The organism is Pseudomonas sp. GW822-FHT02D10 (assembly GCF_058802345.1).
In genome coordinates, this window is the sequence record NZ_JBXAOB010000005.1 from 58,753 (window position 1) to 72,128 (window position 13,376).

10 protein-coding genes are annotated in these 13,376 nt (G+C 60.8%); 4 read left to right on the forward strand and 6 right to left on the reverse strand.

Annotated elements, in window-relative coordinates:
• The first annotated feature begins 1 nt into the window (after window position 1).
• Both AC1RPZ_RS10060 and AC1RPZ_RS10065 read left to right on the forward strand, forming a co-directional pair.
• A complete protein-coding gene (locus AC1RPZ_RS10060) occupies window positions 2–655 on the forward strand; it encodes a vWA domain-containing protein (RefSeq protein WP_493137155.1) in 654 nt (217 codons plus the stop codon).
• A 123-nt stretch (window positions 656–778) separates the two neighbouring features.
• Entirely contained in the window at window positions 779–2,425 is a 1,647-nt protein-coding gene (locus AC1RPZ_RS10065; RefSeq protein WP_493136891.1) for a phospholipase D-like domain-containing protein, read from the forward strand.
• Between the two features lie 47 nt (window positions 2,426–2,472).
• Here the strand turns inward: AC1RPZ_RS10065 and AC1RPZ_RS10070 are convergent, their stop codons facing one another.
• A complete protein-coding gene (locus AC1RPZ_RS10070) occupies window positions 2,473–3,696 on the reverse strand; it encodes an NADH:flavin oxidoreductase/NADH oxidase family protein (protein ID WP_493136892.1) in 1,224 nt (407 codons plus the stop codon).
• Window positions 3,697–3,773: 77 nt separating this feature from the next.
• On the opposite strand from AC1RPZ_RS10070, the gene AC1RPZ_RS10075 reads away from it, so the two are divergent.
• Window positions 3,774–4,181, forward strand: a complete 408-nt coding sequence (locus AC1RPZ_RS10075) for a MerR family transcriptional regulator (RefSeq protein WP_493136893.1) — start codon at window positions 3,774–3,776, stop codon at window positions 4,179–4,181.
• Window positions 4,182–4,184: 3 nt separating this feature from the next.
• On the opposite strand, the gene AC1RPZ_RS10080 is transcribed toward AC1RPZ_RS10075, so the two are convergent.
• The 5 genes from AC1RPZ_RS10080 to AC1RPZ_RS10100 form a co-directional block, all read right to left on the reverse strand.
• Window positions 4,185–5,066, reverse strand: a complete 882-nt coding sequence (locus tag AC1RPZ_RS10080) for a DUF4434 family protein (RefSeq protein ID WP_493136894.1) — start codon at window positions 5,064–5,066, stop codon at window positions 4,185–4,187.
• Window positions 5,066–8,233 carry an NfrA family protein gene (locus AC1RPZ_RS10085; RefSeq protein WP_493136895.1) on the reverse strand — a complete coding sequence of 1,056 codons (3,168 nt, stop codon included), beginning with the start codon at window positions 8,231–8,233 and terminating at the stop codon, window positions 5,066–5,068. The genes AC1RPZ_RS10080 and AC1RPZ_RS10085 overlap by 1 nt, the downstream gene beginning before the upstream one ends.
• The gene (nfrB, locus tag AC1RPZ_RS10090) at window positions 8,230–10,404 is read right to left on the reverse strand and encodes a cyclic di-3',5'-guanylate-activated glycosyltransferase NfrB (RefSeq protein ID WP_493136896.1); all 2,175 of its coding nucleotides are present in this window, start codon (window positions 10,402–10,404) and stop codon (window positions 8,230–8,232) included. Before nfrB ends, AC1RPZ_RS10085 begins: the two co-directional genes overlap by 4 nt.
• A complete protein-coding gene (gene wecB / locus AC1RPZ_RS10095; protein ID WP_493136897.1) occupies window positions 10,401–11,552 on the reverse strand; it encodes a non-hydrolyzing UDP-N-acetylglucosamine 2-epimerase in 1,152 nt (383 codons plus the stop codon). The genes nfrB and wecB overlap by 4 nt, the downstream gene beginning before the upstream one ends.
• Before the next feature lie 117 nt (window positions 11,553–11,669).
• Window positions 11,670–12,122: a thioredoxin family protein gene (locus AC1RPZ_RS10100; RefSeq protein ID WP_493136898.1), complete on the reverse strand. Its 453-nt coding sequence runs from the start codon at window positions 12,120–12,122 to the stop codon at window positions 11,670–11,672.
• 359 nt (window positions 12,123–12,481) lie between these two features.
• Here AC1RPZ_RS10100 and AC1RPZ_RS10105 point away from each other — a divergent pair, with 359 nt between their 5' ends.
• Complete coding sequence (locus tag AC1RPZ_RS10105) at window positions 12,482–13,330, forward strand: transporter substrate-binding protein (protein WP_493136899.1); 849 nt, start codon at window positions 12,482–12,484, stop codon at window positions 13,328–13,330.
• Window positions 13,331–13,376: the final 46 nt, after the last annotated feature.

Here is a 13,376-nt window from a genome sequence, read left to right on the forward strand (position 1 = left end):
CATTCGCCCTCGATCTGACGCGGGGGCGAATGCCAAACCCCGTGCAGGACACCTGAAACACGGCAGGCAGGGCCAGCGTCGAACCACCAGCAGCGGCTCGGTCAATTGGCCTGGAACGCTGCTCAACGGCCGCCCGCGTCAGCGCGAAGATCTGCTGTTTCACCTGCGCAGTCGTTCGCCCCATGAATTGTGGCTGGTGATCGTCGATGCCTCGGCCTCGACCCGGCGTCATCAGGCGTTGAGCGATGCCAAAGGCCTGCTGGCGCAACTGTTCGACGACGCCTATCGCCAGCGCGTGCGGCTGGCGCTGTTGACCGCCAGTGGTACTGCGCCGAAGTGGCAGGTGCAAGGTCTGAAAGCCTCGGCCAGCCTGCGCGACTGGCTCGGCGCGCTAGGTGCGGGCGGTGGCACGCCGTTGTTTGCCGCACTGAATGAAGCGGCGCATTGGCTGACGTCGCGGCAAAAGCGCTTTCCGGCAGAGCAGCAGCGATTGTTGCTGCTGACCGATGGCCGCCTCAAGGAGTGGCCTGCACTGGCGCAACTCCATTGTCCGGGTATGCTGGTGGATATCGAGCGCGGGCCCATCCGGCTCGGGCGCGCTAAAGCCCTGGCCGCCGAGTTGCAGGCCGAGTATCGGCACATCGACGATCTGTAGCGCTTGCAAGAAGATCGCAGCCTGCGGCAGCTCCTACAGAATTGCGTACGCCGTCGTGATACGGTCGGCGTAGGAGCTGCCGAAGGCTGCGATCTTTCAGGGACAAAATCAAAGGAGTGGACCATGCGTGTTCTAGCCGCTAACAGTCAGGACGATTTTCGGGTCAAAGCCTATGCCGGCACCAACGGCGTGTTGCTCGCCATGGACCTGGCCGAGTCCCGACGCAAAGGCCTGCTCGGTTTTGCCATCGAAAAACAGCAGGGCAGCGGACCCTGGGAGTTTCTGTTCAACAGCCTGACCTTCCCCGGTAAGGCCCACACCTTTCCTCAGTACAACGCCACGCCCAGCGATAGCGCACCGTTGCAGAAATTTCGCTGGGCCGATTACGCGGTCAATCCGGGCGTGACGATCAACTACCGAGTGCATCTGGCCTATGGCACGCCGGATGCGCCGCAATTGGGCGAGGCCCTGGCGGTGACGGTCACCACCGACAATGGTTTGCCGGCAGGCCAGCATGTCATTTTCAATCGTGCGGTGGCGGCCAGTCAGGCCTTCTCCCGCAAGTTCCCCGAGCTCGATGCACAGCTGAGTGCCAACAAGAATCTGTCTCTCGACGACTGGCCCGCCGCACCACGGCTATGGCTGGAGAACGGTTTGCTCGAGCAGATCACCGGTTTCATCGAGCGCGCCGTGGATAGCCAGTGGGCGCTGGACATTGCGATTTACGAGTATCAGTTGCCGACCATTGTCGACGCGGTCAACGCGGCGTTTGGGCGAGGCGCCAAGGTTCGGGTGCTGTATCACGCCAAGCCCGGCGATACCGACACCACCATGAATGAAGAGAGCCTGGCCAAGCTTCCCGCCGAGAACAAACGGGGGCGGGTGACCCACGCCATTTTCCATGACAAGTTCATCGTGCTGAGCCAGGTCGATGGTGCCGGGGAGTATCGGCCGCAATCGGTGCTGTGCGGCAGTACCAATTTCACCGACAACGGTGTCTACCGTCAGGCCAACGTGGTGCATGTGCTGGACAATACCGTTGTGGCCACCCGCTATCTGCAAGTGTTCGAGCAGATCTGGGCCGCGCCGACCGATGTGGGCGCCACGCGTACGTGGTTGACCAAGAACAACCCGATGGACCCGTCGCAGCCGTTGTTTGTCGGTTTTTCACCGCGTACCGGCCAGGCCGATCTGCAGCAATTCGTCGAGATCATCAATGCGGCGAAGAAGGACGTTTTGTTTGTCACCGCGTTCGCACTGCCGGATGAAATCCTCAACGCCTTGCTCGGCCAGCCCCACGACGATGTGCTGCGTTATGGCCTGCAAAACACCGCCAGCCGCATCACCGGTTTTCACGCCGACCGCACGGCTGATTTCGCCGCCACTGCATTGCTCAACACCGGCATCGAGGGCTGGCTCAAGGAAAGCATGAAAGGCCAGAAGGGTGACCTGCTGGTGCATTTGAAGGCCATCGTCATCGACTTCACCAGCGACACGCCGGTGATCATCAGCGGCAGCCACAACCTGAGCATCAACGCCAGTGAGGGCAATGACGAAAACTTCCTGATCATTCGCGGCGATGTCGACCTGGCCGACCGTTACGGGCTGGAACTGCTGCGCTTCTACGAGCATTACCGATTCCGCTATGCCGCCAAACAAGAGGATCTCAAGCAGGTTCCGCCACTGGCAGTGGATGACAGTTGGACCAACGCCTATTACCTGGACGGCGACCTGCGAATGCTCTCGCGGTTGCGTTTTTCCGGGCGGTAAATGATCGGCTGCATGTCATTCCGTGAGCCCGGTAGAACGGGCTCCGGCTATTTGCTCATCGCTGCCCGGTACTGGCGTGTGCGTTTGGCGATGTACAGCTGGTCGAGGATCAACGCCCAGATCGCCGGCACTGCAGGTTTTGGCCGGTGACCACGGCTCATGCGCTTGATCTGGAAGCGCACGACGGCCATGGTGGCCAGCGACGCCAAAGGTTTGCGCTTCCAGGTGATCGGCGGCAATTGTGGGTGGCTGGCGTGCCCCTCGCGCCACAACTTGACCAGCAACGGCTCGACCGCCAGCGCAGTGCCGATACCGGCCATGGCGATGCCGCTGGCCAGCACCTGTTCGACAACGGGTAGGCGTCGAATGCCACCGGTGACCATCACCGGCATCTTCGCCCGGCTCGCCAGTTCACCGGCCATTTCAAGGAAGTAGGCCTCGCGCGCCAGAGTGCGTCCGTCGCGGGCTTCGCCTTGCATCGCCGGGGCTTCATAGCTACCGCCCGACAACTCCAGCAGATCGATGGCCAGCGGGTTGAGCATGTCGATGACCTGCCGCGCATCGTCGGCATCGAAGCCGCCGCGTTGGAAGTCGGCGGAATTGAGTTTCACCGCGACGCAAAAATCTGCCGTGACCGCTGCACGAACCGCATTCACCACTTCTATCAACAAACGTGCGCGATTTTCCAGCGAGCCGCCCCAGCGGTCGGTCCGTCGGTTAGTCAATGGCGACAGGAACTGACTGATCAGGTAGCCATGGGCTGCGTGAATTTCTACTCCGGTAAAACCGGCTTTTTGCGCCAGAGCGGCGCTGGTGGCAAAGCGCTGGATGACGTCCTGGATGTCGTCTTCGCTCATTGGCGTCGGTTGGGCGAACATTTTCGAGAACTGTCCCATCTCCAGCGCCACGGCAGACGGCGCCCAGGCTTGTTGCCCGAGATTGGCCATGGTCTGGCGCCCGGGATGATTGAGCTGCACCCAGAACTGCGCACCCTTGGCCCGACCAATGGCAGCCCACTGACGGAAACGTTCAAGGTGCCGTTCATCTTCCAGCACCACGCCGCCGGGACCGGTCATGGCCCGGCGGTCGATCATTACGTTGCCGGTCAACAGCAGGCCGGCTTCGCCATCGGCCCAGGCCCGATAGAGTTGCATCAAGGCCTGGGAGGGTGCTTGTTCGGTGTCGGCAAGATTCTCTTCCATCGCCGCTTTGGCGATGCGATTGCCGATCGTCTGGCCGTTGGGCAGATTCAACGCGTTAAAGGGCGACATACTTGACTCCTCATCAGTGGAGAGGCGAGGCTAAGCTTAAAGTCAACTTTAATGTCAAGCGCGGGAATGAGGTTCTGATGAAGATTGGTGAATTGGCGCAATTGAGCGGACTGACGGCTTCGCGCATCCGGTTTTACGAAAGTCAGGGGTTGATCGGTCAGGTTCAGCGTTTGGCCAACGGTTATCGGCGCTACCCGGCGCAGGTGCTGCAAACCCTGCAAATCATCCAGTGTGCGCAGCAGGCCGGGTTCAGCCTGGAGGAGCTCAAACAGTTGCTCACCAGCCCGAAGCAGGGTGAACTCCGGCATGACGAGTTGGTGCTGAGCCTGGAGCGCAAGGTTGAGCAGATCGAAGAAATGCAACAGCATCTGGCTCAGAGCAAGGCGAAATTGCTGGGTGTTATCGAGACCGTCAAGGCACGACCTGAGGGGTTGGTGTGTTCGGAGAATGCCGAGCGCGTGCTGGCGACGCTCAAGCACTTCTGAGCGTCAACGGTGTTGTACACCGCTCGACTTGTTTTTATGTTGATTGTCCAGAATCACCTGTCCCCACGGACGGTAGCGCAAGGAAAACACTGCCGTCGGATGGCAGCCACCCGACATGGCGTCCGGAGTTGCCGGCTCGGCGCGGAACGGCTGACCTTCGGCGCTGATCTGACGGAACGCTTCACGCACGATACCGACCGAGCAGGGCAGCGCGCTGGCGTAACTGTTGCGCACCACCAGCGGCAAGCGTCCGGTGCCGGCGCCGTCCTGCCACCAGACTTGAATCCCGCTGCCGGCCAACTCACCCAGCCAGTTCGCGTTGAGCTGCGGCGCCAGCTTGCCGGCACTGAACGCGCTGATGTGCAGCGGCGCGTCGAGTTGGCGGGCGAAGGCCTGGAGTTGCCGTTGCAGTTGCTCGCGCCTGTCGACTGCCATGAAGTGCGCGTCATCCAGCTCCAGCGGCAAGTACCAGCCGCTGACAGGCAGCTTCCAGTCCTTGCGCAGTTTTTGCTGTTGGGCCAGTGATTGCCCGAGCTGCGCTTGCCAATAGGACGCCAGCCCGGCGCTGTCGAGCTGGTCAATACGCTGGTAAAACGCCGGGTCCATGGACAGCCCGAGCACCAGTTTCAACCCCTGCGCCTGGGCCTCGCGCAGACTGTTCGCCAGCCAGCCGTTGGCTTCGCCAAAAACCGAGTCGCCGTATGCTGTCCATTGCACGATGACGGTGGTCGCGCCTTGTTTGGCGCTGGCTTGCCAGACCTGTCGCCATTGCGCCTGACTCAGGCTGGCGTCGACATTCAACGGTTGATAGAAAATCCGCTCATCAGCGCGGACTTGTTGACTGCCAAGCAACAGCAGGCAGAGAAGAAGCATTAATCGGCTCATCAGAAGTTCAACTCCACGCCCAGCAGCACACCATTGCCGCGTTCATACAAATTGCCGCCCTGTGATTGCTGATACTCCGTGCGCACGGTCAGGTGTGCGCGGTAGGCGTTATAAATGTCGTCGTCGAACCACCATTGCCAGCGCAGACCGAGACCGGTGCGCAGGTCCTGGCGCCAGTCGTTGCTCGGGTCCTGGCTGGCGAACTCGAGGAAGCCATACGGCATGATGGTTTGCGCGCTGTTGAACGGAAGCTTCCAAGTGTGTCCTTGCTGGAAGCGCGACAGCCATTGATGGTCGCCGGCCTTGGTCCACCAAGCCGCGTCGAGGTAGAGAAAACGCTCCTCCCAGTCGCTTTCATCGACTCGCCAGTCGTTGCGGAACCGGCCTTGATCAAGGAACGAAGCGGTAGCGCGCAGCAAGTAGTCGGTGTTGGTGTGGCCGTCTTTATGGTGGTCGTTGAGCTGCTCCCATAGCTGATTCGGGTTGAGAAACTCACCCAGACTCAGGCCTTGCTTGTCCTGGTCGTCGAAGGTGTTCTGTTTGTAGATCTCGGCGTAGAAGTTGATGTTCGCCGTTCCCCAGGGTTTGTAGCGCAAGCCAAGCCCGGTGCCGACGGACTCTACGTAACTGGAGCGACCAGTGCCGCCCAGCAACGCCCGGCCATACACCGACAGCGTGCTGCCGGCGCGGCTTGGCTCATCGCCCAGGGCATGGTCCCACATGGCTACCTGCACGTTTTGCGAGGCGGCGTGGCGAGCGGTGCCTTGGGTAGTGTCGGGGCGCAGGATGTCGTTGGTCGAAACCCCGGCCGGCGACCAGGTGCTGGCGAGGGTTCGGCTGTCACGTCTGGACAAGGTTTCGTGGGCGCGACGCTGACGATAGCGGCGGGCTTCGAGGCTGCCGCTGTCGTCGTCAGCGGCCACCGGGTTTTGCTCCAGATCGATGACCCGGCGTAGTTCCTTGCGGGCCGCAGCGCTGTCTTCGGCTTCGTCGTAGCGCCAGGCCAGGGTCTCGCCGAGGCTATAGTCCTCGGGAAAATGGTGGGTGGCGGTTTGCAGGTAGGGAATCGCGCGAGCCCGCTCTTGCCGGGTTTCGGCCCCGGCCAGGCGCATGCCGTAGTCGGCGCTGTAGCGTGGGTTTTTCGGGTCGCGACGTAACGCTTCGGCCAGCCACGCGGTGCTTTGCGGCAGATATCCGGCCTTTAGCGCGGTCACCGAGGCGGCATAGAAATGCCCGGCGTCAGGGGATTGCTGCAACGCCTGACGCTGACGCTCAAGGGCCAGTGCGTCGTTGCCCTGAGCTTGGGCGATTGCCGCGCCGAGGGCCCATTCGTTACTGCCGCGGGTGCGGCTTTGCTGCCAATAGCGTTCGGCGGCGTCGGTGTCACCGACGGTCAATGCGCTGCGGCTGGCGGTGAAGCGGGCGTTCTCGGTGAGTTCGCGGTCCGGCACGCTGCGCCAGATACGCAAGGCGCCGGCAGAGTCGCCGGAGGCTTCGAGGGCATAGGCCAGCGGTAAGCGACTGCCGCGATCGCCAAGTTTTTCCGCAGCCTGATAATAGACCACGGCCTCGCCTGGCCGGTCAGGCATGGCGCAGCGACCCAGGGCGCGGAATTCGCCGGTTTCTTTGGGTTGCGCACCGATGGCCTGGCGTACCGCGTCACACTGGCCGTTCTCTGCCAGTTGTCCGAGCAATTGGCCGCGCGTCGCGGCGTCGACCCGGTTCAACAGCAAGGCCATGCGTTTTTGCTGAGCAGGGGTTGTCGTCGACGACGAGCCATAGAGCCCGGCCAGACGTTGCAACATCACCGCCGGCAAGCGCCCGCCATGGCGATCAAAGGCATCTTCCAGCAATTGTTGCGCGTGATCACGCTGGCCGTTGTTGAGCGCCAGGTAGGTGGCTTGATTCAGTGAACCGAGATTACCGGTCTGCTGGTAATGCCGTTCCCACAGCGTCGCTGCTTCGCCATTACGGCCCAGCGTCTGAAGCAGTTCGGCACGGCGCTTCACCACGTCGGCGGTTTGCGGTTGGCTGGCGAGCCAGGCCATGATTTTGTCGCTCTGGCCCTGTGCCTGCCAGACATCAAGCAAACGCTCGCTACGTTTGCTGTCCCAGGGTTCGGGCAGGCGCTGGCTTTGCAGCAGTTCGGTGGCTTGCAGGCGTTGCGCGAGAACCAGCCAGGTCTGCGGATCATCACTGGGCGAGCAGCCGCGTAACTGGGCGAGTGCGGCTTGCGGGTCGCGACGCGACAGCCATTCTGCGGTTTCCAGGCACGGGCGCTGCAACTCGCTGCTCAGGCGTTGCACAGTCGGCGCGTCGCCGGTTTGTCGTGCCAGTTCCCACCGCCGTTGGCGCAGGCCTGGATCGGCCAGGTCGTCGGCCGGCATTGATTGCATCCAGCGTTGGGCCTGTTGGATATGGCCCATGGCAATCGCTCGATCGACCATCGCCAGACGCGCCTTGCGTGCCGCTTCCGGGGTCGGCGCCTGTTGCAACAGGTCCTGCAAAGGCTTTTCTTCGAGGCGTTGCACATAGGCGTTGGCCAGTCGTTGCCAACCTTCGGCATCGAGTTGTTTACGCGCGGCCAACGGCGCGAGTTCCTCGATAGTGCCGTTCGAGTCGCGCAATTGCTCGGACCAGTTGGAGCGGGCCAGACGCAGGATGTTGTCATCACCCTTTGGCGACAGTTGCGCCAGCCAGTTGCGGGCTTTGAGCGCACCACCGAACTTGGCCAGGCTCAAACTGTAGGCCTGCCACAGTTGCACACGTTGATTGAGAAGGCTGGTGGCCATCCAGTTTTCGACCTGTTCGGAGGGCGGGGGGTCCTGTTCGATCCAGGTCAGTCGAAGGTTGAGCAGGGCGTCGCTGTTGTCCGGGTTGTCCGGCAACGCCTGGACGGCGTCCTTGTAGCGCCGTAGCTTGGCCAGAGCCTGGACCAACATCGCCCGGGCCTCGTCGTTTTTCGGGACTATGGTCAGCAGGTGGCGCATCAGGCGCTCGACTTTAGCCCAGTTGCCTTTTTTGGCTTCGCGGTAGCTGCGGTCCATGTAGGGGAAACTACGGAACTGCTCGAAATCGCTCAGTGGCGCCGCTTCTACCCAATTGGCGGCGCTCAGGCTCAGCAACAGGCTACCGAGCACCACTCGATGACGGATCCCTGGCTTCATGCGACCTCCCGAGCAATGCGGAAAGCCGCTTGTTGTTCAGCGGATTGCTCGGCCAGCGCCTGTTGCAGAATCTCTTGGGTGATCATGCCGCGTTCGATCAGGTGATCGCCCAATGACATGCGCTCGGCGTCGAAGTCGATCAGCGCCTGATTGAACAGCGTTGCCGGGACCATGCCGCGCACTTGCAGCAGGTTGCCGAGCAAGACCTGGTGGTGGCCGACGCGTTCCAACAGGGCTTCATCGTCCTGATGACGCTCAAGCACGTGCAGCATGTGACGGACTTCCTCGTTTTGCAGCGGGCTGGGGTACCAGTAGCGGATGCCCAGCGTGACTCGGCCTTGCGGTGCCAGACGGCAGCGAACCGGGCGTTTCAATTGACGGCTGATGGCACCCAGCGAAACCTGACTGACCGGACCTTCGGAGGCCAGCACCAGGGTTGTGCCTTCTTCGGCGACCGGCAACACGCCGTAGTGGGTGGCGACTTTGCGTGGCACGCGGTCGATCAGCTGTTTGTCGAGCTTGAACGGATTGAGTGGCGCCCACTCCAGGTCCAGTTGCTCGGCCAGGGTTTCGACCAGTTGGGTGCTGTTGATGTGCTCGCGCAGCAGCAGTTCATGACCGAGGCGGCGGCGCACCGGGTTGGTGATCGCGGCTTCCAGTTGCTCTTCGGTCAGCAGGCCTTTTTCTACCAGTCGATGGCCCAGCGGTGTGCGCTGGGCCTTGGCCAGGGCCGGAAACTCGTGGGTGGTCTTGTCCCAGGCCACGCGGCGCGAATCGCCCATTTCCATGACCTGGCGCAGGGCGCGCAAGTTGGCGAAAAAATTGACGAAGTTGCTCCACATCATCCGTGGCGCTGACAGCAGACCTTGGCCCAGACCGTAGAAGCGGGTGACGAACCAGGCGCGCTGGAACAGACGGTTGAGCAGCATCAGGCCGTTGAGCCAGAGCAGTGTCGACAGCAATGGGCTGTCGGACAGAATGGAGGGGAAACGCCAGGCCTCGGGGGAGAGCAGTGTCACCAGCCACATGCTCAGCAGCACCAGAAGCAACAGGTTGACCATAAAGCTCAGCAGGTAGGCGATCAGACCCCGACGGTCGCGCCAGAGGAAATAGTTCAGCGAGCCCTTGCTGCTCCAGCCCAGGTTCTTGGTGCCCTGGAACACGATGCCGACAATCCAGCGCGATTTTTGCCGGATCGCGTGTTGCAGATCTCGCGGGAAATGTTCTCGGACACAGATGACCTGGGAGAACACGCGGTTCATACCCAGGACCCACTTCTGTTCCAGCGCCAGTTTCGGGTCGGTGACCGAGTAGCGGGCGAAGATGCACTTCATGCCTTTTTGCTTGAGGCGAAAACCGATGTCGTAGTCTTCAGTCAGGCTCTGCACGTCGAAGGCGATGCCATCGCCGTCCTCCAGCAGGGCGCTGATCGCCTTGCGGCTGAAACAGGTGCCCACGCCGGCGCTCGGCACCTGGCCGGTCAGCGCCTCGCGCACGATCACGTCCTTGCCGTGGTTCTCGGCGAATTCATCGACATAATGCCCGGCGGTGAAACCGTTCCATGCCGGCGCGTAGGGGTAGACCGGAATCTGGATCAGGTCCTTGCTCGGCAGCAGGTAGTTGAAGAGGCGCAACTCCATTGGCGAAATCACGTCTTCGGCGTCGTGCAGGATGAACCCGGCGAACTCGATTTTCGCTTCGCTTTCAAAGCGCAAAATCGCGTCGATGATGTTGTTCAGGCAGTCGGCTTTGCTGGTCGGGCCGGGACGGGCACAGACCACTTTGTGTACGTTGGGATAGTGCCGGCACACGGCATCGACGTCGGCCTGGGTCTCGGCGTCGTTGGGGTAGGTGCCAACAAAGATCTGGTAGTTCTCGTAATCGAGGGTCGAGGCCGCGAGCCGGGCCATTTCACCGACCACGCCGACTTCGTTCCACGCCGGAACCATGATTGCCAGGGGCTTTTCGGGGATCTCATACAGCCGCTGTTCATCGGCACGCTTGAACTTTTCATAGATCCGCCAGCGCCGGATCAGCTTGCGGCTCCAGTACATCAGGTCGATGAACAGGTCATCCAGGCCCAGCACGAACATCAACAAGGCCAGGGTGATCGCAAGGTATTTCAGGCCAAACAGTACGTATGCAAAAAAATCGACAAACCCCAGACTCATACCGCACTGCCCGCCGAGCGCGCGCTCAACCAGCTACACAGGTGTTTGGCGATACGTTCGCTGGCGTGCCCATCGCCATAAGGGCTGTGGATGCGACTCATGCGTTTGTAGGTGGCCTCGTCATCGAGTAGCTGGCTGGCTTCTTTGACGATCTTCGTGGTGTCGGTGCCCACCAGCAGCACTGTGCCGCCTTCGAGCACCAATGGCCGCTCGGTCACCTTGCGCAACACCAGCAACGGTTTACCGATGAAGGGGGCTTCTTCCTGGATGCCACCGGAGTCGGTCATGATGAAGTGTGCACGGCCCATCAGCCAGACGAAATGCTGATAGTTCTGAGGCTCGATCAGATAGATGTTCGGCGTGTCCGAAAGCACGCCATACACCGCGCTTTGCACCTGCGGATTCAGATGCACCGGATAAACGAACTGCACGTCCGGATAGCGCAGGGCCAGATCCGCCAGGGCCAGGCAGATATTGCGGAAACCTTTGCCGAAATTTTCCCGACGGTGGCCGGTGATCAGCACCATGCGCCGGTTGTCGTCGAGCACCGCCAGCGGTGAGTCGGCGGCGGGGTGCCATTGGATTTCCTGCTGATGGGTGCGCATCCACAGCAGTGCATCGATCACCGTGTTACCGGTGATCTCGATGTTCTCCAGCGGTACACCTTCGCGCAGCAGGTTGTCCTGGGCGTTACGGGTCGGTGGAAAGTGCAGGTTGGCAATCACCCCGGTCAGACGTCGGTTGGCTTCTTCCGGCCACGGTGCGCGCAGGTTGCCGGTGCGCAGTCCTGCCTCGACGTGGCCGATCGGCAAATGGCGATAAAAGGCGGCGAGGGCAGCGATGAAGCTGGTGGTGGTATCGCCGTGTACCAGCACGATATCCGGGTGCAGGCGTTCGTAGCTTTTATCCAGGTTGAAAAGCAATTGCTGAGACAGGCCATTGAGGGACTGGCCCCGGGTCATCACGTGCAAGTCTTCATCGACCGTCAACTCGAACAAGTCGAGCACCTGTTTGAGCATCTCCCGGTGCTGACCGGTGGAGCAGATGCTCAGCTCGACACCAGGCCAGTGACGCAAAACCCGGGCCAACGGAGCCATCTTGATGGCCTCCGGCCGAGTACCGAAAACCATCATGACTTTGAACGACATTGATCCCTCCCGAACCGTTACGTTGCTCGAACCTCACGGTTTGAGCGAACGCTACTCAATCGGTCCATTGAAGGAAAGCAGTGGATCGGGGGGTTGTCCAATACGCTTTTGAGCTTCTCAGCGATTTTTGTTGGTGACGGTGGCTCGATGAGCGAGCAGCCGATGTGCCCGTGGGAAGGTACGCAAGGTGCCAAGGGTATTGCACAACCACGACAGATCATGGCGAGGTTTGCGCACGACAGCGTTGTGGCGGGCCTTGCCGATGATGTTGGCAAAGACATCGTTCAAGGCGTCTGCATTTTCGAAACCCTTGAGTTTTTTCAGCAGTTTCCCATTGCGATAGAACAACACGGTGGGGGTGCCGCTGACCTCGGGGTGGCGAGCGGATTCGCCAGTATTCAACATATAAATCTCGGCGCGATCTTTATAGGCCTCGGCCGTCGCACGAAAAATCGGCCCGGCGAACTCACAGGCGTAACAGTGTTGATTGCCGAAATACAGGACGACCGGGCGGTAGGTCCTCAATGCCCGGCGGTATTGCGGTGCGAGAGGGTGGGTTGTCGAACTCATTGAAGTCTTCCTTGTTCAGCAGTGAGACGAAGAGAAGGCATGCAATGACGCTAATGCCGTCTGCAGGGTGCGTCTACTGTCAGAGTTGACAGGTACAGAGCGCTGACTGGCCTCGTTTTGAAGCGTACCCGACCTCAAATGTGGCCCAGCTACCCGCGCCTGTAGCCAACGGTAGCGCTTGTGCGCTGCGACGTCTGGCAACGTCTGTTTTGAATTTTCGCGCATCCCGTTGATTCGATTCATATTTCATTTGCCGTGGGATTTTCCTGTCGGGCTATGGCACACTTTCTGCTGTCTATTCCGTTGTTACATACCAAATTCCGGTATAGCGGAATACACATCATCCTGGAGTGCCCGTCATGCAGCGCCGACCTTCCTTGTTTACAGCGTGTGTTTTTCTCTTTGCGGCTTCAGCCTCTGCCGTGGGCATTGCCCAGGCGGCGGACAGCAAGCTCGACAATGTGTTGAAGCGTGGACATTTGATTGTGGGCACGGGCAGCACGAACGCGCCGTGGCACTTCCAGGGCGCGGACGGCAAATTGCAGGGTTTTGATATCGACATCGGGCGGATGGTCGCCAAGGGTTTGTTCAATGACCCGAGCAAGGTCGAGTTCGTGGTGCAGTCGTCAGATGCACGGATTCCCAATCTGTTGACCGACAAGGTCGACATGAGCTGCCAGTTCATTACCGTCACCGCTAGCCGTGCGCAGCAAGTGGCGTTTACCCTGCCGTACTACCGCGAAGGCGTGGCCCTGTTGCTGCCGGCCAACAGCAAGTACAAGGAAATCGAAGACATGCGGGCCGCCGGCGACAGCGTCACCGTGGCCGTGCTGCAAAACGTCTATGCCGAAGAGTTGGTGCACCAGGCGCTGCCCAAGGCCAAGATCGATCAGTACGACAGCCAGGACCTGATCTACCAGGCCGTGAATTCGGGCCGGGCCGATGCCGCCGCTACCGACCAGTCCTCGATCAAATACCTGATGGTGCAGAACCCTGGCCGCTATCGCAGCCCGACCTACGCCTGGAGCCCGCAAACCTACGCCTGTGCGGTCAAGCGCGGCGATCAGGACTGGCTGAATTTCGTCAATACCGTCTTGCATGAAGCCATGACCGGCGTTGAGTTCCCGACGTACGCGGCGTCTTTCAAGCAGTGGTTCGGTGTAGACCTCCCAACACCTGCAATCGGTTTCCCCGTCGAATTCAAATGATCTGGTAAGAGTGGGGCGTTTGCGCCCCGCTCAAGGTACTGCTGAC

Coding starts and splice junctions, on each gene's coding strand:
- AC1RPZ_RS10065 (WP_493136891.1), top strand. CDS start 779: ATGCGTGTTCTAGCCGCTAACAGTCAGGACGATTTTCGGGTCAAAGCC.
- AC1RPZ_RS10070 (WP_493136892.1), bottom strand. CDS start 3,696: ATGTCGCCCTTTAACGCGTTGAATCTGCCCAACGGCCAGACGATCGGC.
- AC1RPZ_RS10075 (WP_493136893.1), top strand. CDS start 3,774: ATGAAGATTGGTGAATTGGCGCAATTGAGCGGACTGACGGCTTCGCGC.
- AC1RPZ_RS10080 (WP_493136894.1), bottom strand. CDS start 5,066: ATGAGCCGATTAATGCTTCTTCTCTGCCTGCTGTTGCTTGGCAGTCAA.
- AC1RPZ_RS10085 (WP_493136895.1), bottom strand. CDS start 8,233: ATGAAGCCAGGGATCCGTCATCGAGTGGTGCTCGGTAGCCTGTTGCTG.
- nfrB (WP_493136896.1), bottom strand. CDS start 10,404: ATGAGTCTGGGGTTTGTCGATTTTTTTGCATACGTACTGTTTGGCCTG.
- wecB (WP_493136897.1), bottom strand. CDS start 11,552: ATGTCGTTCAAAGTCATGATGGTTTTCGGTACTCGGCCGGAGGCCATC.
- AC1RPZ_RS10100 (WP_493136898.1), bottom strand. CDS start 12,122: ATGAGTTCGACAACCCACCCTCTCGCACCGCAATACCGCCGGGCATTG.
- AC1RPZ_RS10105 (WP_493136899.1), top strand. CDS start 12,482: ATGCAGCGCCGACCTTCCTTGTTTACAGCGTGTGTTTTTCTCTTTGCG.